Origin of the sequence: Rhodovastum atsumiense (assembly GCF_937425535.1) — a bacterium.
Lineage (GTDB): Bacteria > Pseudomonadota > Alphaproteobacteria > Acetobacterales > Acetobacteraceae > Rhodovastum > Rhodovastum atsumiense.
This window is the reverse complement of the sequence record NZ_OW485602.1, coordinates 133003-155452: the sequence shown is the minus strand read 5'-3', so window position 1 is coordinate 155452 and position 22450 is coordinate 133003. Positions and strand designations below refer to the sequence as shown.

Below are 22450 nucleotides of genomic sequence, written 5' to 3'. Positions count from 1 at the left end.
CCATGGAAAAGCATATTTCCGTCTGTCCGTATTGCGGATCGGGCTGCAAGCTCAACCTGCTCGTCGAGAACGACAAGGTGGTTGGGGCCGAACCCCTCGACGGCGTCACCAACCAGGGTGAGCTCTGCCTGAAGGGCTATTACGGCTGGGACTTCATCAACGATACCAAGATCCTCACGCCTCGCCTGAAGCAGCCGATGCTGCGTCGTTCGCGCGACGCGGCGTTCGAGGCGGTGTCCTGGGATGAAGCGATTGCCTTCACCGCCGAGCGCCTGGCGGCGATCAAGAAGAAGTACGGGCCGGACGCGATCATGCTGACCGGCTCGTCGCGCGGAACCGGCAACGAATCGAATTTCGTTGCGCAGAAGTTTGCCCGCGCCGTGATCGGCACCAACAACATCGACTGCTGCGCCCGCGTCTGCCACGGCCCGTCGGTGGCGGGTCTGATGGTCACGCTCGGCAACGGCGCCATGAGCAACTCGATCTGCGAGATCGAGGACACCGATTGCATCCTGTGCTTCGGCTACAACGCTGCCGACAGCCACCCGATCGTTGCGCGCCGGATCCTGAAGGCGAAGGAAAAGGGCGCCAAGGTCATCACCTGCGACCCGCGCTATATCGAGACCGCGCGGATTTCCGACATGTGGCTGCCGCTGAAGAACGGCTCCAACATGGCGCTGGTGAACGCCTTCGCCAACGTGCTGATCAACGAGGGGCTGTACAACCCCGAATACGTGGCGAACTACACGGAAGGCTTCGAAGAATACAAGAAGCTTGTTGCGAAGTACACGCCTGAATATGTCGAGAGCATCACCGGCCTGAAGGCGACGCAGATCCGCGAGGCGATGCGCGTCTATGCCGGGGCGAAGTCGGCGACGATCCTCTGGGGCATGGGCGTGACCCAGTGGGGCCAAGCGGTAGACGTGGTGAAGGGCCTGTCTGGCCTGGCACTGCTGACCGGCAATCTGGGCCGTCCGAATGTCGGCGTCGGCCCGGTGCGTGGCCAGAACAACGTCCAGGGCGCCTGCGACATGGGCGCGTTGCCGAACGTGTTCCCGGGCTATCAGTCGGTGACCGATGCCGAGGCACGCAAGAAGTTTGCCAAGGCCTGGAACGTGCCGAGCCTGCCGGACAAGATCGGCATGTCGATCACCGACGTGCCGCATGCCGCCGAGGAAGGCAAGCTCAAGGCCATGTACATCTTCGGCGAGGACCCGGCGCAGACCGAGCCGGACCTCGAGACGGTGCGCAAGGGCTTCCAGGCACTCGAGTTCATCATCGTCCAAGACATCTTCATGACGAAGACGGCGATGTTCGCGGACGTGATCCTGCCGGCGACCTCATGGGGCGAGCATGACGGCGTGTTCTCCTCGGCGGATCGCGGCTTCCAGCGCTTCTACAAGGCGGTGAACGCGAAGGGCGACGTCAAGCACGACTGGGAGATCTACGGCCTGCTCGCGACCGCTCTCGGCTATCCGATGAAGTACGAGAGCACCGAGCAGATCTGGAACGAGCTGATCTCTCTCTGCCCGCTGTACAAAGGTGCGACTTACGATAAGCTCGCCGGCCTCGGCTACATCCAGTGGCCTTGCCCGGATGAAAGCCATCCCGGCACGCCCTGGCTGTACGAAGGCAACAAGTTCCAGACCAAGAGCGGCAAGGGCCTGCTGTTCGCCGCCGAGTGGCGGGCACCGCTCGAGAAGGTGGACGCCGAGTATCCGCTCGGCCTGTGCACGGTCCGCGAGGTCGGTCATTATTCCTGCCGCTCGATGACCGGCAACTGTGCCGCGCTGACCACTCTGGCCGACGAACCGGGCTATGTCACCATCAACCCGGTCGATGCCGCAAAGCTCGGGATCCGTGACCAGCAACTGGTCTGGGTTGCCTCACGTCGCGGCAAGGTCATTGCCCGCGCCAGCGTGACCGAGCGAACCAACCTGGGCATGGTCTACATGACCTACCAGTGGTGGATCGGTGCCTGCAATGAACTGACGGTCCACCACGTCGATCCGATCTCGAAGACGCCGGAATACAAGTTCTCCGCCGTGCGCCTCGAGACGATCGCGGACCAGACCTGGGCCGAGAAATACGTGCAGGAGGTCTATTCGAAGCTGAAGCACAACCTCGCAACCGCTGCAAACTCCCCCGCCCGCGCTCCGCAGGCCGCGGAGTAACGGGTAGGCAGGCCGGCGGCTCGCCAGAGCATCCATTCCATCTGTAACGGAATGGATGCTCTGGCGGCCCCGGCCTGCCGCCGGGGCCGGAATGCCACGATGCATGAGCTGACGATCTGCGAACGACTGATCGGCCTGCTCGATGAAGAGCGGCGCCGACGCGGCTTTACCAAAGTGAAGCGGCTTCGCCTGGAGATCGGCCAACTGAGCTGTCTCGATCCGGAAGCACTGCGCTTTGCATTCGATGTCTCGTCACGCGAGACTTTCCTCGCGGAGGCACGGCTCGAGATCGACCAGCCACCGGGACAGGCTTCCTGCCTGGACTGTGGTGCCGAAGCAACGATTTCAACTCACCTCGATACTTGTCCGGCCTGCGGCAGCACCCGGCTCGATGTCGTGGGCGGAATGCAGATGCGCCTGGTCGAGATGGAAGTCTGTTAGGATTGCATGTGAGTACGCGCCCGGACTGGTGTTCCCGTCCGTCATGGCGCAGCATGCTGGCATGAACAAAGGGCGGCACGGGCCAGCCACATGACGCAACTGCAATGCGACATACCGCAACGGGCGGAACGCATCCGGGTGCGGGGGCTGGTGCAGGGTGTCGGTTTCCGTCCCTTCGTCCATCGCCTTGCCCACGGGCTTGGCCTGTCCGGTGAAGTCTGGAACGACGCCGAGGGCGTACTGATCCACGTCGCCGGCGAAGCAGCGGCAGTTGAAGAACTGGTCGGCGCAATCGCTGCGGAAGCACCGGCCCTCGCGCGCGTGACCGCGATCGAGCGTTCCGCCTGGTTGCCACCACCTGCCCTGGCAGCAGGATTCCGTATCGCTGCCTCGGCCGGTGGACGGCGCACCGCGGGTGTCGTGCCCGACGCCCGGCTCTGTGCCGCTTGCGCGGCGGAGATCGCCGATCCGGCAGAACGGCGCTACCGTTACGCTTTTTCCAGTTGCACGGCCTGCGGGCCACGCTTCTCGATCATTGCGGCGATTCCGTACGATCGACCAAACACCACGATGCGCGGCTTTCCCATGTGCGCGGCCTGTCGTGCTGAATACGAGAATTCCACCGACCGCCGCTTCCATGCTCAGCCGATTGCCTGTCCCTCCTGCGGCCCTCAGGCATGGTTGGAAACACCAACGGGAGACAGCGTCCCGGTCGAAGATCCGCTGGCGGCTGTCGTGACGGCATTGCGGAACGGGGCGATTCTGGGCATCAAGGGACTCGGTGGCTTTCATCTGGCCTGTGACGCCCGAAACGAGACAGCGGTCGTGGCGCTACGGCACCGCAAACGGCGCCCGGCCAAGCCCTTCGCGCTGATGGCCCCGGATCTTGATGGCATTCATCGCTTTTGCGTTATAACACGGGAAGAAGCGGCACTGCTCGCGAGCCCGGCGGCCCCGATCGTGCTGCTGCGCCACACCGGTCCAGCCACGCTCGCGGCCTCGGTTGCGCCGGGACAGACCACGCTGGGCTGGATGTTGCCAACCACCCCGCTGCATCAGATCCTGCTTCAGGATTTCAGCGGACCTCTGGTAATGACCAGCGGCAATGTTTCCGGCGAACCGCAGGAGACCGACAACGAGACGGCACGGGCCCGGCTCGGCGGCTTTGTCGACCTGTTTCTCATGCACAACCGCCCGATCGCGCGTCGCCTCGATGATTCGGTCGCGCGCGTGGTGCACAGACAGGCGCGGTTGCTGCGGCACGCGCGCGGCTATGCTCCTGCCCCGCGCGCCCTGCCACCGGGTTTTGTCGATACACCCGCTGTGCTGGCGACTGGCGGCGAGATGAAATCCGCTATCTGCCTGCTGCATAACGGTCAGGCACTGCTCTCGCACCATCTTGGCGACCTTGAAGACGCTGCGACCTTCCACGAATTCAAAAAGGCGATCACCGACTACACCGCGCTATTCGACCATACCCCGGCATGCATCGCCTGCGACCTGCACCCGGACTATCGTTCCACTTCCTGGGCAGAAGCGGAAGCAACTTCGCGCGGCCTGCCACTTCTGCATGTGCAGCATCATCATGCACATATCGCGGCAGTGATGGCCGAGCGGATGTGGCCGCGCGACGGTGGCAAGGTCGTTGGCATCGCACTTGATGGCCTGGGTCACGGCACAGACGGCACCGTCTGGGGTGGCGAGGTCCTGCTCTGTGATTATGCGGGCTTCCAACGCATGGCGCGACTGCGACCGGTGCCGCTGCCGGGTGGTGCAAGAGCGGTGACGGAACCCTGGCGCAACCTGATCGCGCAACTCGACACCGCCTTCGGCCCCGAGGACGCCAATGCGCGCCTGTCCATCATGCCAGGCGGCGAAAAGCTGCACGGAAAGCCACTCGGGTTGTTGCGGCAGGCGATGGCACGGCGGATCAATACGCCCTTGTCCTCCTCTTGCGGCCGACTGTTCGATGCAGTGGCAGCGGCACTCGGCATCGCCCCGGACCGGATGAGCTTTGAAGGCGAAGCGGCCATGGCGCTCGAAGCCCTCGTCACCCCCGGTGTCGAGGCCGAGCCTTATCCCTTCGCCCTGAACGAGACGGTGGAACCGTGGGCAATCGATCCGGAACCAATGTGGGCGGCGCTTCTGGCGGATCTAGAGGCGGGAGTGTCTGCATCGGTCGTCGCAGCTCGCCTGCATGCTGGACTGACGGAGGCATTCTGCAGCACTGCACTACGGATTGCCGAAGGCCACAACGCGATGGCTGTTGTCCTGGCGGGTGGGGTTTTCCAGAATGCTCTGTTGCTTGATGCTTGTTTGATACGGCTTGGCGCTGCTGGTGTCACGGTTCTGGCGCCGGCAGAGGTGCCCGCTGGTGACGGTGGCCTGGCTTATGGCCAAGCTGTTGTGGCGGCTGCAATCTCATGAGAGATGGGTCACCTGCCGCTATCGCGCAACAACGTCATACAATCCCTAATCGAGATGAATTTTTGATTCAAAACAGAGATAGTTTTGTTTTTAACAGTGCGCATTTTAATTGCGCATCAGCGTTGATCTACCGCAACGCCTGCACCCACAATCTAGCTGTAATGGTAAACGAACAATTGACCCTACGCAGCGAGGAGGCTTCGCTGCATCGCCTTGCCATGCATCCCGCCAGGGACCGTCACGTTCCTCACGGCCTGCATGGCGACTTGACCAAACAGGACCAAGATGCGTGATTCTTTCGGTCGGTCGGTCACTTACCTGCGCGTCTCGGTGACGGATCGCTGCGACTTCCGCTGTGTGTACTGCATGGCTGAAGAAATGACCTTCCTGCCGCGCGCTAACCTGCTGTCGCTTGAGGAGATGGAGCGGCTCTGCACCGCGTTCATCAACCTGGGCACACGCAAGATCCGTATCACTGGTGGCGAACCCCTGGTGCGGCGGGGGGTGATGACGCTGTTCGACGGGCTCGGCGCACGCATTGGCACGGGCCTCGACGAACTGACGCTCACCACCAACGCCAGCCAACTCGCGCGCCATGCCGAGGCGCTGCGGGCCGCCGGCGTCCGACGCGTCAATGTCAGCCTCGACACACTGGATCCGCAACTCTTCACACGCCTTACTCGTCGTGGACGGATCGAACGCGTGCTCGAGGGCATCTTTGCCGCACGGGCGGCCGGGCTTGCGGTCAAGATCAACACCGTCGCACTGAAAGACGTGAACGAGGACACCATTGGTGACCTGCTCACCTGGTGCGGTCGGTTCGGCTTCGATCTGTGCCTGATTGAAGCCATGCCGCTTGGTGAAACCGGCGCTGACCGCATCGATCAGTATGTCCCGCTCTCGCTTGTCCAGGCACGGCTCAATCGGCACTGGACCTTAACTGAAAGTGCCTACCGCACCGGCGGTCCGGCCCGTTATTACAACGTCGCCGAAACCGGCCAGCGCATCGGCTTCATCACGCCGATGACTCATAATTTCTGTGAAAGCTGCAACCGTGTTCGGCTGACTTGCACCGGCACGCTGTTCCTGTGCCTTGGCCAGGAAGATAGCGTTGACCTGCGGCAGGTGCTGCGTGACGGCGCCTCGGATGCCGAACTGGCGGCGGCAATCGAGGCAGCGATCGCACGCAAGCCGAAGGGCCATGATTTTGTTGTCGATCGTCCTCATGCCGCTCCTGCGCTGGGGCGACACATGAGCGTGACCGGCGGCTGAAGCATCTTCAACCTGGAATGCGGAGACGTTTAAAAAAGCCGATCAAGGCGCCTCGCATGACGCAGCCCCAGGGTGGAGCTCCGACTTTTCGCTGCTGCGCCGGCGGGCTGCCCAGCCATAGCGATGATCCCCCTCCAGCAGGTGCAGGTAATCGCTGATGCGGTTGCGTCCCAACCAGGCGACCGCCGCTTCCAGTTCGGCCAGGCTCATCTCCGCGCGGCTCTTGCCGCCGAGCGCACGTTTCAGCGCGGCGTTGTAGGCATGGTACGTCCCCTGCCCGCGCGGTGCCTGCAATCCCGACGCATCTTCCACCACCTGGGTCGCAACCATTTCCCCGATCTGCGCGCGTAGCCGGCGCTCGATCAGCAAGGGTGGTTCCAGCAGCTCCCCCTGCGCTTCTTGCAATTCCGGGCGGCGGGCACTCAAATCAGGGCCAGGGGCGAGCGTGGCGTAACGTAGCGCCAGGGCATTGCTCTCCAACGGCACGATGGCGTTGCGCTCCGCGGCATCAAGGCGCCCCTCCAGGTCAAGCCGCCCTTGCTGGGGCGTACGAGGCTGCCGGGCAAGCGTACCCTGCTCGACTTCCATCCGCTCGCGGAAATGGGCGAAGAACGGGTCATCGGGATGGAAGACCAGTGCCTGCTGCGCGTCGTACGATCCGGCCCAGGGATCCACACGGGTCGCGCGCGCGACCATCTGTTCCAGCCACGGCCGGCTGCGGATATGCGTCAGCGCCGCCACCACGGCCACCTCAGGCGCATCCAGCCCCTCATAGGCCATCGCCACCGTCACCAGGATCGACGGCTCCGGCAGCAGCCGGAATGCGGCCAGCGTCTCGTGCGCGTCGCCGCTGTCGGAGGTGGCGATGCGCGCCGTGGTTTCCGCCTGGCCGGTGGGCAGCAACTCACGGATCCGCTCCAGGTAGCGTCGCGCATTGATCTGGTCGGGGGCGACCACCAGCAGCTTGCCCAGGCCGCGCGCCACTGCCCCCGTCGGCAGGCCATGCGCTGTCCGTCGTTCCGCGCGCAATCGGCGGGCGGCGATCAGCGCCTCGCGCAGCAGCGTGTCAGCGAAGCCTGTGCGCAGCGCGGTGAACAGGGCCGGGCGCGTCGTCTGCGTCGGGAAGGCGGTGCGCAACCGATGCGGACCGACCGTGCGACGCTGCTCATCCAGCCAGCGCGCCTCGCCATCCAGCGCACCGAAAGTAACCGGCAGCACCGCCCGTTCAGCCAGCGCCTGGGCTCGGGAATAGCCCACGATCGCCCAGCCTGGCGCGCTCAGGTCCACCTGCCGCGTCCCGGAGCGTGGTCCACGCCGATAGGGCAGCCAGAGGATGCCACGCCCGTCCGCCCGCTCCAGCGTGCCGGAGAGCAGCAGGCGGATACGGGCACATTCCAGCAGCGGCAGCAGCGCCCGCGACCACCCCGCCGCCTCGTCGAGCGCCGCCGCGACCAGGGCTTGGGCCGGGGGCAACAGCGAGGGGTCGAGTTCAGCCAATGCCGGCAGATGGTGCACCTCGTCCACCACCAGCAGGTAACGGTGCCGCCGGAACTCGGCCAGATGCAGGTCGGGGGCAGCAGCGACCCCCTGGTAGGTGGTCACGTAGCCATCGAGCCCGCGGCACGGATCAGGCAAATTCTCGGCAGCGCGAACGCTGAGGGCATGGCCCAGGCTGGTACGCCAGGCAGGGTCGGCGAAGGCTTCCTCGGCCTGCAGCCGCAGCGTGTCACGGGGAACCACCCAGCAGATCCGTTCCACCACGCCCGCCTGCACCAGCGCCTGTGCCATCAGCACCGGCAGCAGCGACTTACCGCCGCCCGGCGTGACGGCTGCCAGCACATCGCGCACCGATGCCTCTCCCCTCGCGATAGCCATCGCGATACCAAGCGTCTGACGCTGGTGCGAGCGCAGCGGACGAGGGGGTGGCGACATGGGCGACTAAGCGCCTGCGAAAACTAAGAAAAATCCCCGAAATTCAGAAATTTCATCCCTCCGGCATCCAGGTCCGACAATAAACCGGATTGATTGTTACATTTCACCTTGGATCATTTGTGCCAAAGACCTCACGTTGTCATGGTGACAGAGCTGCGACTGCACTGCCGCTAACGTGGCAGGCATGAAAAAGATAGCAAGAAGCCGGTCATCAACAAGGAAGACAATTATGACATGTATTTCGCCGATTACGGCAAGCGCGCAAGCGCGCATGGCGCCGGCGCATCGGATCACAAAAATAACAGCAGACTTCGCCTGCACGTCCCTGGCTACACCCGGCTGATGACCAACGGCGGGACAGGGGGGCCAATATCCGCCGCTGTCCAGGAGTGGTCCTGGCAGGAGATTTCAGTTGCCCGTTCCCGATTTCACCGCATGAGGCATGAAATCACCCAGTATCGCGCGGATGCTGCGGTCCATCCGCAGAAAATATCCGACGGGTGGCAGCAACCGTGTCGATGCATCGAGCTTGAAGGCAAAGTGGAACAGCTCTCGATGGGTGCGCCGCCGCAGCAGCAGATCCTTGACACCGCACCAATAGGCACGCTCGGCCAGGCTCTTGCGGGCGCGCCGTCGCAGCCATGCCGCCTCCGGCATGTCCCTGCCTTCATAAGCCAGGAAGCTGTCGATGGCTGCCATCCGCTCGGCAAGATCCGTGGTGCGGTCGACCAGATAGTCATTGGTCCTGTTGGCCCCATGCACCCGCTTGAAGCCGAGCACCGCCGCGGTGAAGGCCACCCCCCCATGGCAGGCAAGCCGCAGCAGCATCTCGAAATCATCGGTGTGCGGCAGTTCCGGGCGATAGTGGCCGGCTTGCTTTTGCGCCGAGGTCCGCACCAGAACCATGCCCGCAGCGATGTAGTGTTCCGGATTACGGCAACGATCCCTGATGAAATCCTTGCCGGAGCACAGTTGCCAGCGGACCGGCACCTTGCTGTCCAGTTCGGGCAGCGGTGTATCGGGGACGACATGGCGGTCGGTCCCATAGGCGAAGCTGAGGTCGGGATTGGCGTCGAGCACCTGCGAGGCACGCCGCAAAGCGCCGGGAGCCAGCAGATCATCGGCACAAAGCACCATGAAGTAGTCCGCCGCGGCCCAGTCGACCCCGGCGTTGAACGACGCGTGCGGCCCCATGTTGCGCGCGCGGGCGAGTACCTGCACCCGGGCGTCCTGCTCCGCCAGTTTCCTGGCAATCATGACGCTGTCATCGGTCGACGCATTGTCGATGATCAGGATGCGGACATCCTCGATGCCCTGCCCCAGAACACTGGCCACACACTCGGGAAGGTAACGGCCATATTGGTAGCATGGCACGGCGATATCGATGCTGCTCATGGGCTGCTGGCTGCCCCGCTCATCTGCGGATCAACCGGGTGAGGAGGATTTCCTCCTGCTGCTGAAGGCGCTCGCTGTAATGTGCCACCATATCCTGGATCTGCTGCCGGTGCCGATCCCGCCCGGCCACCAGTGTCCCGAACTGGGCTTTCAACCTATCGAGGTCGATGTCCTCCACAGGTTGGCAGAAAGTGCCAAGCCCCATCTCGGCAAGCAGCACATCGTTCTTGCGTGCGTAGCTCAGGGACAAGGTCGGCTTGCCGAGCTTGAGCGCACAAACAACATTGTGGAACCGGGTTGCCACGACGATATCGGTGGCGGCGACCTGAGACATGACATCCCGTAACGATGTGGCCGGTTCAGCCGAGATCCGCCCTTCAGTGAAACCCGACTGTAACGAAGCGACGGAACGCAAGACATCGCCGACCGCCCGCGCATCCGCCGTTTCCCCCATCAGCAGCCGGACACGATGGCCACTTTCCAGGAGCCAGCACACGAATTGCGCAACCTTGCCGATATAGGTCTGGTAGATCGATTCACCCGTCCCGGCATTGTTCGCCCAGCCATAATAGGCCATGACCCCGACACCAACGACCAGGCCCGTGCCATCCGGTGACGGCGCCGGCAGGGGCGGATCCGGCAGCCGGAAAGCGATGTCGGGATAAATGGGGTCATCCTGAACCGAAAAGCCGATGCTCCGCATGTAATCGCGCGAGATTTCGTCCCGATAGGAGCGGTAATGCGCGAGCCGTGCAGCGGATTTCATGAACCATCGGCTCAGCGGATGGCAGATCGGCCCCGCACCGATGCTGATGAATGCGATTCTGACCCCTCGCAGGCGAGCGATCAGGCACCAGCGGAACAAGGCATAGGGAACACCCCAAGGTCCCGTGGAGAAATCATCCAGGATACCGGTACCAGGAATGAGCAGGAGGTCGGGCCAGGACATCTGGCGCACGGCATAGGCCCAGTTACCGACCTTCCGCAGCACCCGTGTCAGCGACCGTCCCCATGCACCGGGCAGTTCAGGGAAAGGAATCACTGCACCGATCGGGATGGCGGCGATACCGTGATCGCGGCGCACGGCCTCCGGGTTCACGGCAATACAGCGAAGCCGGGCCTGCGGCACCTGTTGCCGCAAGAAGCCAAGCATTGCCTCCAGGGACCCCTCATTGCCGAAATTGCCACACCCGAACTGACCATAGAGTGCAATGCCCGGAGCACGATCGGGATTGCGACCTGGACCAACCTGGATATCGTCCTGGCCCTGCCACTGGGGCACAAGGCCAGAAGGCGGAACCTGCAACGGAAGGGACCGGATCTGTCTAGGCATATGACTGCAACACAAGGATCCAGTCCGTGAAGCCAGCATCATTTTCCCCGGGCGGCTGGAATTTGACCGTGCGCGAGGCGCGCATGGGTTCACCGTTCCCTTCAGAAAAGACGCCTATCGCCGGATCGTACCAGCGCGCCAGGACACGAGGACCACGCAACCGCCTGAGATCAACTTCTATGTCGTGAAGACTGGAAAAATAGAGAATGGCAAAGTCTCCTCCAACGGCACTGGCAGCGACGACGTGGTCGCGTTCGGGACCACCCGCATCTGTCACGAGGTGCTTTCGCAAATCGGGCTCCAGCAACCACCATGGGAATTGTGCAAACAGCTTGCGCAAGTGCGTCATGCTTTGCGTGCCACGGCTATCGAGCGCCTGTCGCCACGTCACCGGAGCTTCCCGTGCTCCTGGTGTATCAAAATGCCAGATCGGGTTGTTGCCGAAGATCTGTCCGGCCGCACCGCAGAGTAAGGCCTGGTAAGCCTGGGTCCGCAGGCGTTGCTCAGTCACCCCGTGTTCGTTTTCGTAGGTGCTCTCGACCAGGAAGAAAGGCATCGCTTCGGGCCGTGCCCATTGTGCCAAGGCTGCCGCGTGAACAGGTTGGTAGGTATAGATGGTGTTGACCTGCAGCCAGGATTCTTCTGCCCACTCGTCGAGTGCCGCGGTTTCCGGCGCGCAGTGCGCGGTATGCAGCGCCAGATTGTCGGCCTGTCGGATGCCCTCGGCGATCGCACTGACCAACCTACGATCCGGCGGATTGTAGTCGCCTCCGTGCACCCAAAGAATGTTACCCAGACTGCGATATCGTTGTCCTATCGTCATCCCATATTGACGCAACTTCTCCGGTCCGTTTTCCATCATGAGTTGGTACCATCCTTCATCGCCGCCACCGGCGCCGATATAGGACGGTGTCACCAGCATCAAAAAGCCAAGCTGGGCTGCGCGCTTCAGGACACGATCGGCATGAGCAAAGTAGGACTCGTTCAGCGTGGCGTAGTCCCCGGGCATCAGAAAAGGCGGGTTACCATAGGCGTTGGCAGGTGCATTCCGGGCAAAGCAATGCTCGATCAGAGACACGAGCAAGGTGTTGAAGCCGCGCGCCTTCCGGTCTGCAAGGTAGATCTCAACTTCCTCCATTCGCAGTTGGGCAATCAGCGACCAGGCACTGTCACCATGGATCAGAAAGGGCTTGCCACTGGCATCCTCGAGATAACGCCGGCCGGGCGTGATCCGCAGCGGCATGCCGGCCTGGCCGGATGGGGTGGCAGACGTCGTGCTCGCCACACCGGCGGCCGCCAGGCCGAACATGCTGCCAAGTGCGACACGCCTGCCAAGCAGATTGTCTGTCGCCTTCGGTAATGTTGTCATATCAGCATGCTGCCTGAACCCGTTCTCGTCGCCCGCCGGATCTATGCCTGCGATCGTGCCCGGATCGGAAATGGCACTGATCAGACAATCCAACGTTACCGCCGTCGCGGCACAGGATATTGCACGTCCAGAATTTATGTTTTGGTATAGAAATAAATTTGCGCCATTCCTGAACAGAAAGCACCCGCTGGTGAAATATGCTTGTACACACTCCAAGCCCCTGCCGATGCTATTCGGATGTATGATCGGGCATATCGCAATATCGTTTCGACAATCTCCTTCGAAAACTTCTGTCGCAATCGGGCGTCATTGTCCGATCCTCCCTTCCCACAGCCGATCACAGCCAAGGAAGGTGGCCCATGGCTTTCCCGATGCACCGCCCTGGCAGGTTGCATGCTTCATGTCACGGCAGCCACTCGCTCCGACATATTTGTCGTATATTTATTAATAATGATGTCCATCAGACAATAATTAAGTTTATTATACACAATATTTGCATTTAGAAAAATAATAGTACTTGCTATATGCGATGTGAATTTTCTCAAAAAATGCCAGTTTTGATTTCATTGTTTAAAAATATAAACATATATAGCTTGACTATAAATCTCGTTTGTATTTTATAATTGAGCACATAAATGCGGCCGGAGGTTAAAATGCATCAAATACAGTTTGCTGCACATAACTCCACATTAGAGTTGCATCCACTTATTATTTTCCAGAACTAACGTGTTCTCCGCACCCACGGCAACAACGCCGCCATCCTCCACGCCCCAGCCCCCTTCCCCTCGAAGCGAGGTAAACATCCTGCTGCGTGGGCAATCCAATGCCCTCTTAATGATTGATTATAAAAGTATATTTCAAATTCGTGATGAAGTGCAAAAATTGCTTGGCTTCGACGGCATAAATCAGAAGGTTAACCTAATAGTTAACGATTCCAATATTCCTGGTCCGGACACCGTCGCCAGTGGGACCGCCTTTATTGGCACTTGGATGAAGCCCGCGGAGGATGGCCGGCGGAACGACTGGGTCCCCCAGTCGTACGAGCGGAACCTGCTACAGGCCATCACGGAGCAGCCACACACGGTTCGATCCGCTCCGACCGCCGTCGTGTGGTTGCACAATGAATATGACAGCACGAATGCCAATCTGACCACGGAGCAATGGACAAGTGCCGTCCGCGCAGATGCCGCACTGGTCAGACAGGCACTAGGCCAGGACGCCAGCAGCGTTCCCTACCTCTTCATCAACGCCATTCCTTATGGCCAGTCACACGGGAGCAGCAATCAGGCGATCAAGCTAGGGATGCAGAACCTGGCTGCGGACCCATCCTTCAATGCCCGTATCGCGGCTCAGCTCGCCGATGTCGATATGAATGCCTGGAATGACGGGGCAATGGGTGGGGCACATATGAGCAGCGCGGATGCGTCCCTGCTGGTCGACAGGCTGGCGCGGTCGATTGCCGATACTTTCGCCGACCAGGCACGTCCCGGCTCGCCAGTCGCCCTGGCAGGAGGGCATATCGATGCACTGGGGCCGGAGGCAAGACGGGCAATGCCGGTTCCCGGCAATGCTGACCAGATCCTGGTTGAAGTCGTGCATGACGCCGCGACAGGCTTCGACCCGCTAAGCGGCGCGGCGTCCGAGGGAACGGGATGGTCCATAAGATCCGCCGATACGTCAATGCCCGCCTCCGCTGCCAAAATCGTCGATCCCTCTCATATTCTGTTGACATTTCCGGAACCTGTGCCGTCCGGGGCGAACCTGTACTATGCCTGGGGGTATGGCCGCCTCGTCCCAACCGGGGCACCGCCGCAGTGGACCTCTGGCCACGGCAACGCCATCTATGACAACAATGGATTACCGATTTGGACCCCGGCATCAGGCATTCCGATCGGTCATGATACATCAACTTCTGCCCCCCCCCTCGCAGGATCGACCCCGATCACACCGGGGAACACCGGCGCGGCCGCCCCTTCCTTCTTCACCCCCGCCCATCCCGGACGTCCTGACGGAACGGAAGTACCGGGCCCACCACGGAACCTGACACTCTGGACAGCCCCGGGCAGAAATACCCTGGTCAGCGGTGCCGGCAACGACACGCTGTTCGTGCACGCGGACAGCCCGGATGGGTGGGCAAGCGTGCTGAACTTCCACCGGGGTGACATGGTCGCTGTGCTGGGACTGGACTGGGCGGCTGGCGGCCATGCAACCTGGTCCAATGGAACCGATCAGCTTGGTCGTACCGGAGCAACATTGACCGTGGATCTGCACGGCACCGGCCACACCGATATGACCATTACCTTTGTCGGCCTTTCCCTGGCTGATGCCCGCGATCTGGCCAACAGTTCAGGCGAACTGAACGGCCAGCCATTGATCGTGTGGCGTTGAAGGCGCGTTTCCCCGTCCGGTTCAGACCAACCGGCCCGACCTGCTGACTGCGAGGCCCCGAAACGACCCATTGTCCCGGGCTGTGCGTTCCCGCGGCAACGGCATTTCACCGCCAGGACTTGTACCGCCGGCGCATCCAGGTTAAAATCGGGTATGCCTATCCGACCCGACCTGCGCCCATGCTATCCTGCCAACTGGACCGAGATCAGCCATCGCGTCCGCTTCACTCGCGCCGGCGGTGTCTGTGAGCGTTGCGGCCGCCCACATCGGCAGCGCATTCGCTGCCTTCCGGATGGTCGCTGGTTCGATCCTGTCCTCAACACCTGGCGCGACGACAACGGCCGCCCGGCAAGCTGGCCCGACCTCATCGAGGCCACTCGCCAGCGCTTCACCTATGTGGTGCTCGCCACCGCACATCTCGACCATGACCCCACCAACAACAGGTTGCGCAACCTGCGCAGCCTTTGTCAGCGATGCCATATGCTGAACGACCGCCCCTATCACCGGGCCCAGCGCCGCCTGACCTTCATGATGCGGCGGGCGGTCGGCGATCTGTTTCTCGGGCCATACAGCAGGAATCATCCCATGCCCTGAGGCCGACGCACCAGAGCCAGCCCGGACGACGGTATGGCCGGACTGGCGTATCGCACTGGCCGGCCGAGGCATTGACCCATGCCGGATCGGTCGGCCAGTACGTTTTTTTCCTAGGTTGGCAAGATTGACTGGCAGGCTTTGTCCTCCAGCTCTGCCAGATAGGCGGTCGGATCACGGCGGAAGCGGGTGCGCATGGTGCGGGCGTGGCGCCGACGATCGAGACGCCGTCGTAACTCCTTCCATCGCTCACCTCGACTTTGGCCCTTTCGAGGGACATCAAGCCGCATAGGACATCAGCTCGGCCAAGCGCTGCTGCAGGGGTCTTGGATTTTCCGCGGTTCGTGCGCGCGCCCGCCAAGTCGGATAATCGTCCCGCCACAGGATGGGGTTCACTGCCTCCTCTGCCCACAGCACGCGTCTAACGGCGGCGAGGCAATCCGCGAACGTTGGGTCCGGCTTTCTGTACCAGGCAGCGCCGAGCACCGCGAGTTGGCCGGTCCGCGCGGCCATGTCGGCGGCCCACAGCGTCACCAGCGAGAACAGGCTGAGCAGCAACGGCGTGCTTCGGTGGATCGCCCGATCCGACCACTGGCGCTGGGTCTCGAACCCGAGGTGGCGCCGGGCCTCTTGGAAAGTAGGCTCGACCGCCCAGCGCATCGCGTACCATGTCAGGATCTGCAACGCTGACTGCTCCGGATCGGAGCAGACGAAGGCGCGCGTCTCGGCGCGTCCAGCCGGGTCCCTGGTCAGGACCCAGCGCACCGGCATGGTCTTGCCGTGCGCGCTCCACAGCGCCGTGCCGGTCGCGACATCGACCTCCCGCTCCGCCTTCCCATCCTTCGTCCGCCACCCCGGCACGGTCATGCGCTCCCACTTCGTGGCCTTCCGCACCGCCCGCGTGCGCGGCGTCAGTTGCCGGGTGCCGACGACGCGCGACCTGCCTTTCTGGCCTTTCCGGCGTGGCGGCGGCGGGTTGAAGAAGCGTGCGTCCATGCGGCAGCGCGCCACGCACACCGCGCAGTCGCGCAGTGTCCAGAAGAGGTCCAGGCTGGCGTAGGCGCCGTCGCCTACCATCACCAGCCGTCGGCCCGGGCACCAGCGGGCGACCAGCCGCATGGCCCAGGTCGCCTTCTCCGGCAGCGTCTGGTGTCGGCGCTGCCGCCTGACATCGGCCCGTTCCGAGCGGCTCAGAACCGTCAGGAACGGCAACCCCCCCAGTACGCCTGGCGAAGCCGGGCCTGGCCACCACCTGCAGTGACAGCCACCGCAGGCCCGCAACCTTGACGAAGAAGCCGCGGCTCGACCGCACGGCATCGCGGTAGATGCCTTTGTCGCGGATCATGGCGCCGCGCCGACGTTCGACCAGATCGTCCACGGCGATCACCAGTGGCTCGCCCTCCGGCACGAACGCCGTCTGCAGCAGACCAAGCAGGATCCTGGCACCTTGCAGGCCCGACCAGTCCGCCCGCGAGAGGAAGCGGTGGAAGCGGCTGAACCCCTTGTCGGCGGCGCCATCCACCGCCCGCAGGGCCGCGCACACCGTCCGCCGGTTCAGGCACAGCAGCGCTCCCGTCGCCAGCGCCCCCGCGTTCAGCCACGACGGCTGCGTGAACATCGCCGCGAACGGCAGCAGCCACATCTCCATAACCCGGACGTTGCCGGACGCGTCGATCTTCGCCATGACGCTCTCCCCCGTGAGGCCATGCTGTGCCTCTCCTCGGGAGGGAGGATGGGAAATGGTCGGATCGTCAGCAGGGCCGCTGCGCCGCTGGCTCTCTCGTCTGCCCTCGCGACAGCCCCCTGCCAGCCCGGCGTCAGCGCCAGGGTCGCCACCGATGATCCGCTCCGGGGTCCTCGCCCGCTACCGCCGCCTGCGTCAGATCAGCAAGGAACAGCACGCAGCCGTCCTGGACATCATCGCCCACGACGTGCTGCTGGACTGGGCCAGGCGGCTCGACCTGACTGAAGGCAAGGCGGTGGTGCTCGAAAACGACAACGAGCTGACGCTGCCGGAGGATCTGGCCATCTACTTGCCCAGGCTGGGCCGTTCACATCCGCTCGACCGCTATGCCCGGGTCGCACGGTTCACGTCCGACTCCGACGAGGCGATCGTGCTCGCGGCGATGCGCCGGGCATGTTTCTCGCTCTGGCGCATCGAGCGGCGACACCCGGTCACAGGCCTGATCCTGCGCGATCTGCTGCGGGACAAGGAGACCTGGCTGATCGACGAGGCCATGGAGAAGAACGCGCCACTGGGAATGGAGATGGCTGCGCGTCTCCTGCAGCCCGAGAGCTTCGCGATGACCGCCCGTATCATCGTGCCGCTCCTCCCGGACCTGATGACACGTACGGAACTAATGGAAGAGGTGTTCACCAGGGCACCTGCGTTGACGCGCCTCCAGGGGGACGCCCTTGCTGGGGACCCGCGTTTCGCGATCGGCGTCTATCGCGCCGCCGTCGCCACGGGGGCGATGGATCGCGTCCGCTTCAAACGCAAATAGGCCCAAATCCATGCGGGCGGCCCCACCACCACACACCAAAAGCGCCAAAGTCCAGCTCACGGTCGACGCGGCCAAGATCAGCGCCGTTGGGCGAATGGCGCCTGGTGGCGACGGCGGCGACCAGGCGCGCTTCGCCACGCAGCACGGCCGCGGGTGAGGCCACCTTGCGGCCGGTGGCCCGCCGCTCGTGGTAACGCTGCGAGCCGAACTCATGCTCGAGGTCGTTGTTGGTGCGCGGCAGGCCCAGGACGGCGTAGCAGTGGAACAACCCGGGGCGATAGCTGCGGGTGACCTTACAGAAATGGTCGACGGCGCCGCTGAGGCTGCCTGCGCTGTCACGGTGACGGGCCATGGCGCCGACCAGGCCGTCGAAGCGACGCTGGAGGGTGGCAGCATCCTCGGCATCATGGTTGTTCAGGAGGTGAGCGGCCTTGTGCACCCATGGATAGACCCGCTCGATGTCCGGCCACAACGCGGCCGTCTGCTCCAGACCGCGTTCGATCAGGTCTTGTAGTCGCGCGAGCGGCGGCGTGTCCCCCTTTTTCCGCCACACGGTCCAGGCTGTCCGCCACCGCCTCCAGCCGCCCCTTGAGCTTCAGGCCCGCGGCCGCCAGCGGCGGACGGCCGTCGTCGGTGATGGCACTGCGCACCGCCGCGCAGTAGCCGCGCACCACCTCGGCCTGCGGCTCATCGCTGCCCTCGACGGACCGCTCGATCTGGCGGACGCCGCGAACCCGCTTCTTCAACTCCTTCTTCGCGTGCCGGTCGGCCTCGAAGATCGGCAGCGCCGCCTCGCGCAAAAAGTGGAACTGGCAAAGCTGGTGCGGCACCCCGGGCAGCGCCCGCTCCACTGCCCGACGGATCGAGGTCTGGCCGTCGCTGACCACCCCCACGACCGGCACGCCCACCGCCTCCGTCACCTCCCTCAGCAGCGGGGCGAGGTCCCTGGCCGTGCCGGAGAGCAGGCTCCGCGCCAGCAACACCTCGCCCGAGACGCAGTCGCGCACCACCCACAGGACCTCGTGCCCCACGTCCGGCTGCAAGCCGTCCAGCGCCAGGATCACCCGCCTCTGCTTCGCCAGCAGCGCCCGCAGCCGACGGCTGTCGGTCAACGACGTCGCCAGCAGTTCGTCGTAACGGTCGAGCAGGTTGGTCACGCTCCGCTCGGAGATCTCCAGCCCGCGCACCCGCAGGGCCTGGTGGATCTCCGGCACGCTGCGGTGGTCGCGGTGGCGCAGCACCCCCGCCAGCGCGATCACGTCCAGCCCAAACTCGTGCTTCGCCAAGGCGATCGAGCCTTCCGCCTCAGGCCGCCAAGGAAGGTCCCGGCGCTCGCAGCCAGCCTGCTCGCAACGCCGAACCTTCAGGCGCAGACGCGTCGGGCCCGCCAACGTCACAAGCGTGCGCTGGTTCTCGTAGCGTACCCGCATCGGGCTGCCGCAGGCCGGGCATGATTCCTGGATAGGCCACAGCACCGTTTCCCGGTCCGGTCGCTCGCGGGGCGATATCCTGGCCATCCGCACCTCCTGAAAGGAAGGTCCACCCCCCAGTCTAGCAGACAGTCAATCTTGCCGACCTAGTTTTTTTCGCGCGCGACTGCCCCATCATCCCCGCGTGCAGACCGGTCAGCCCTTCGGGCTGGCGGTATTCATAATCAGCGACGGAAAGCCGCACGACGCTGTGCCACTTCCTCGGTGATGGCAAGAGCCGCGGCCGGATCCATGGCTGCAAGGATCGGCCCGGCGGCCCGCGTGTCAAGCTTCTGCAGGATGGCCGCGGCCTTGGACGGATCGAGCTTGGCCAGCACCGCAGCCGCCTGCGGCGGCTTCATGTTGGCGTAGAGCCCAACCAGCGAATCGAGATCGCCATTGGCCGCGGCAGTCTCGTGCACCACCAGCTTCTCGATCTCGGCGCGCATGCGCGCGAGTTCAGCGATCTGCTGGCGGGCAAGCTGGCTGGCTGCCTCGATCTGGGTCGCGCGGGTTTCAAGCTCCTGCTCGCGACGATCGAGTTCGGCCTGGCGGCGCGCAACCTCGGCAAGCAATCGCCCATCGGCCGGACGATCCTCGCCGACCGGGCCAGGGCGGGCGCTCCCGGCAAGGGGCGCGGCAAGGGTGGGCGCCAGCACCTCGGTCGCGCGCAGGCCCGGACGGCTCAGTACCAGCGGCGGCAAAGTGGGGGCGGCAGCCTGAAGTTTGCCGATCAGTGGCGCCGCACGCAGGGGCAACAGGGCAGCGAGCCCGACCGCAGCAAACGGCAGAGCAAGGCTACAGAACGGAGAACGAGCCGATTTGGACATGACGCGATTCCGCTCAGAGCATGTTCACGCGTACCACCCGTTCCGGCGATCCCGCGGGTGAGGCGGAAACGGAGGCGGCGGGGGCAGAGCTGGGGGCAGGCAGGGAAACCACCGTGTCGGAACGCGACGCTTCCAGCGCCGCCGCCCCGATCCGCTCGGCAAAGCCTTTCGGCTCGACAAGCTCGCGCGGGATCGCGGCTGCGCGAGCGCCCTCGAGCCGGCGCGACTGGCGAACCTGGCGTTCAAGTTGGGAGGCCAGGTCTTCGGCCGCACGGCTGGCAGTGGCAAGGTCGGTAGCAGTCCGCCGGGCCCCGGCCAACCGCCCATCCACTGCTTCGAGGTCAGTCTGCACACGGCGGGCAAAGCCGCTCGCCGCATCACCCAGACGCGCCACCGCCGCATCGACCGATGGCAGCACATCTCCCGCCTCGGCAAGAGCCCGGCGGAGACGCGTGAGACGCATGTGCAGGAACCCGGCATGGCAGAGGACCACGCTCAGCAGAACCAGTGACGTGACATCGAGAACGGTGTTCATCATGCAGGGATTCTCCTTGCGAGGCCGGCTTCAGGCCGCCGGTCCAGGCCAGTCTTCAAGGATGTGTCGTTCCTCGACGCGCAATGCCACCCGCCCATCCTTCTCAGCAATGCGCGCACGCAGCACGAGCAGATCGTCACAAAAGACGTCGATCGGGTCGTCATGGCGACAATCGAGCACCAGGCGTGAACCGAGCCTCCAACGCGCGACCTCGGCCGAGGAGAGTTGGCGCTTCCCAAGCACCACGCGCAGGCGCACATGCGCCCGCGGTATTTCTTCCATCAGATGCGACCGCCAGATACTGTCGCCACCCTGCTTCTTGCCGACGAATTCCTGGCTCAGAACGTCGCGTACCGGTTCGAGCGTGGCATAAGGGATCAGGAAGTCGATATGCCCGCCGCGCCCGTCCATCAGCACCTCGGCACGAAAGGTGACAGCAGCCGCGGTAAGTTTGGTGATGGCCGCGTAGGATGGCGTGCCTTCGAAACGGTCGAGCGAGAAGTCAACCTCGCAGATCGATTCGAAGGCATGCTTGAGATCGCGGGTGATCACGTCCTCGATGAGGCGGCCAACGAAGGTACGTTCGATGGGTGTATAGGGACGCCCGTCGATCGGTTGGACGCGGTTGCGCCGCCCACCGAGCAGCACATCCACCACAGAGGCGATCAGCCGCGAATCAAGGGCAGCCAGGCAATAGCCGTCCCATTGTTCGATGCGAATCACCGCGATCATGGCGGGCAACGCGATCGAATCGAGGAATTCCTTGAGCCTTACCGGGCGGATGCGTTCGATCGAGACATCTGCGTTGTCGGCGGTGAACTTGCGGATGCTGGTGGTCATACGCCGGGCCAGCCGATCGACCACCATGTTGAGCATCGGCAGACGGTCGATGCCAACCACGGCGCCGCCGACCAGCGCCTCGAAGCCGGTGCGGGTGGTCTGCTTTTCCGCAGCGGCGCTGCCCCCGAACAGATCGTCGATGTCGCTTTGCCCGAGCGTGCTGCCGGCGGCGGCAGCCCAGGCATCGGCATCGTCCTTTCCCCCCGCGGCGGCAGCCCAGGCGTCCGCGGCATCATCCTCGGGAGCGGGAGCAGCAGGGGAAGCAGGAGCGGCGGCAGCAGCAGCCCAGGCAGCGGCTGCATCGTCCTCGCTCGCCGGAGGAGCGGCCGCCTGAGGGGGGGGCGCATCATCCTCTCCGGGCCCCGTGCCGGCGGGATCCTCCGGAACCGGGTTTTCCTCGCTGCCCGACATCAGGCGATCACCAGGCCGGTGATCAGAACGTCGCGCAGGACGCCGCGCCCCAACAGCAGGTCGAGACGGCGGAACAGGTCGCCGCGCAGGCGGTCGACCGCGACCGCTCCGTCAAGCTCGGAATCACGCAGCGTGCGCAGGTAGGTGACCAGGCTGTCGTAGACACGCGGCGTCAACACATCGACCGGCTTCTGATCCGGCTCAACTTTTGCCAGTTCGAGGGAGATGTGGATGCGCAATTGACGGGATCGACCACCATTGGGCAGCGTGATCGTCATCTCCGGGATCTCGACGAAGACCGGGCGGGCCACCTCGGGATCGGCGGGCGCGGTGGTGCCCCCGGACAACATGGCTCGCCCTTGTGCGAGCAGATCCGGCTTTAGGACAAGTGCCCCACCGATGCCGCCGGCAAGCAACAAGGGGATCCCGAGCAGAAGCAGCAGCCCCCGGCGGCTCCGCCGGGGCCCCCCTTGGCCTTCCACTTTCGCATTGGATGTGGCAGTCGCTGCGTCCGCCATGACAGGTCTCTGACTTCTTCA

At 63.8% G+C, this 22450-nt stretch carries 16 protein-coding genes and 2 pseudogenes; 7 read left to right on the top strand and 11 right to left on the bottom strand.

All coding sequences use genetic code 11. The features are described 5' to 3' along the window. The first annotated feature begins 2 nt into the window (after nt 1-2). From fdhF to moaA, 4 genes are all read left to right on the top strand, one after another. On the top strand, nt 3-2174 hold the full coding sequence (fdhF, locus tag NBY65_RS29715) for a formate dehydrogenase subunit alpha (RefSeq protein ID WP_250265880.1): 2172 nt from the start codon (nt 3-5) through the stop codon (nt 2172-2174). A gap of 99 nt (nt 2175-2273) precedes the next feature. Then, nucleotides 2274-2615, top strand: a complete 342-nt coding sequence (gene hypA / locus NBY65_RS29710) for a hydrogenase maturation nickel metallochaperone HypA (protein ID WP_150045407.1) — start codon at nt 2274-2276, stop codon at nt 2613-2615. 90 nt (nt 2616-2705) lie between these two features. Beyond that, complete coding sequence (gene hypF, locus NBY65_RS29705) at nt 2706-5042, top strand: carbamoyltransferase HypF (protein ID WP_250265879.1); 2337 nt, start codon at nt 2706-2708, stop codon at nt 5040-5042. Nucleotides 5043-5327: 285 nt separating this feature from the next. Beyond that, nucleotides 5328-6314 carry a GTP 3',8-cyclase MoaA gene (gene moaA / locus NBY65_RS29700; RefSeq protein ID WP_250265878.1) on the top strand — a complete coding sequence of 329 codons (987 nt, stop codon included), beginning with the start codon at nt 5328-5330 and terminating at the stop codon, nt 6312-6314. A gap of 42 nt (nt 6315-6356) precedes the next feature. Here the strand turns inward: moaA and NBY65_RS29695 are convergent, their stop codons facing one another. The 4 genes from NBY65_RS29695 to NBY65_RS29680 all read right to left on the bottom strand — a co-directional run bounded on the left by NBY65_RS29695 (nt 6357) and on the right by NBY65_RS29680 (nt 12436). Continuing rightward, entirely contained in the window at nt 6357-8246 is a 1890-nt protein-coding gene (locus NBY65_RS29695) for a DEAD/DEAH box helicase (protein WP_250265877.1), read from the bottom strand. 408 nt (nt 8247-8654) lie between these two features. Beyond that, nucleotides 8655-9641 (bottom strand): glycosyltransferase family 2 protein, encoded by a 987-nt coding sequence (locus NBY65_RS29690; protein WP_250265876.1) that lies wholly within the window; start codon nt 9639-9641, stop codon nt 8655-8657. Between the two features lie 19 nt (nt 9642-9660). Next, a complete protein-coding gene (locus NBY65_RS29685; RefSeq protein WP_284347526.1) occupies nt 9661-10974 on the bottom strand; it encodes a polysaccharide pyruvyl transferase family protein in 1314 nt (437 codons plus the stop codon). Then, nucleotides 10967-12436, bottom strand: coding sequence for an apiosidase-like domain-containing protein (locus tag NBY65_RS29680; RefSeq protein ID WP_250265874.1), 1470 nt, complete (start codon nt 12434-12436; stop codon nt 10967-10969). Before NBY65_RS29680 ends, NBY65_RS29685 begins: the two co-directional genes overlap by 8 nt. A 741-nt stretch (nt 12437-13177) precedes the next feature. Between NBY65_RS29680 and NBY65_RS29675 the strand changes: the two genes are divergently transcribed. Both NBY65_RS29675 and NBY65_RS29670 read left to right on the top strand, forming a co-directional pair. Then, nucleotides 13178-14731, top strand: coding sequence for a hypothetical protein (locus NBY65_RS29675; protein WP_250265872.1), 1554 nt, complete (start codon nt 13178-13180; stop codon nt 14729-14731). Between the two features lie 153 nt (nt 14732-14884). After that, nucleotides 14885-15325, top strand: coding sequence for a hypothetical protein (locus tag NBY65_RS29670; RefSeq protein ID WP_250265870.1), 441 nt, complete (start codon nt 14885-14887; stop codon nt 15323-15325). A 276-nt stretch (nt 15326-15601) separates the two neighbouring features. Here NBY65_RS29670 and NBY65_RS29665 read toward each other — a convergent pair whose 3' ends face one another. Continuing rightward, entirely contained in the window at nt 15602-16534 is a 933-nt protein-coding gene (locus tag NBY65_RS29665; protein WP_250265868.1) for an IS701 family transposase, read from the bottom strand. A 100-nt stretch (nt 16535-16634) separates the two neighbouring features. Then, nucleotides 16635-16940: pseudogene (locus NBY65_RS34170) on the bottom strand (transposase); the annotation flags it as partial. Nucleotides 16941-17160: 220 nt separating this feature from the next. Between NBY65_RS34170 and NBY65_RS29660 the strand changes: the two are divergent. Beyond that, entirely contained in the window at nt 17161-17826 is a 666-nt protein-coding gene (locus NBY65_RS29660) for a hypothetical protein (RefSeq protein WP_250265867.1), read from the top strand. Nucleotides 17827-17926: 100 nt separating this feature from the next. On the opposite strand, the pseudogene NBY65_RS29655 reads toward NBY65_RS29660, so the two are convergent. The 5 genes and pseudogenes from NBY65_RS29655 to NBY65_RS29635 form a co-directional block, all read right to left on the bottom strand. After that, a pseudogene (locus NBY65_RS29655) lies at nt 17927-19256 on the bottom strand (ISNCY family transposase); the annotation flags it as partial. Nucleotides 19257-19480: 224 nt separating this feature from the next. After that, nucleotides 19481-20125 (bottom strand): MotE family protein, encoded by a 645-nt coding sequence (locus NBY65_RS29650; protein WP_250265865.1) that lies wholly within the window; start codon nt 20123-20125, stop codon nt 19481-19483. Between the two features lie 13 nt (nt 20126-20138). Then, complete coding sequence (locus tag NBY65_RS29645) at nt 20139-20663, bottom strand: hypothetical protein (protein WP_250265864.1); 525 nt, start codon at nt 20661-20663, stop codon at nt 20139-20141. Nucleotides 20664-20690: 27 nt separating this feature from the next. Next, a complete protein-coding gene (locus tag NBY65_RS29640; RefSeq protein ID WP_250265863.1) occupies nt 20691-21911 on the bottom strand; it encodes a FliM/FliN family flagellar motor switch protein in 1221 nt (406 codons plus the stop codon). Continuing rightward, a complete protein-coding gene (locus tag NBY65_RS29635) occupies nt 21911-22429 on the bottom strand; it encodes a flagellar basal body-associated FliL family protein (protein WP_250265862.1) in 519 nt (172 codons plus the stop codon). Before NBY65_RS29635 ends, NBY65_RS29640 begins: the two co-directional genes overlap by 1 nt. Nucleotides 22430-22450: the final 21 nt, after the last annotated feature.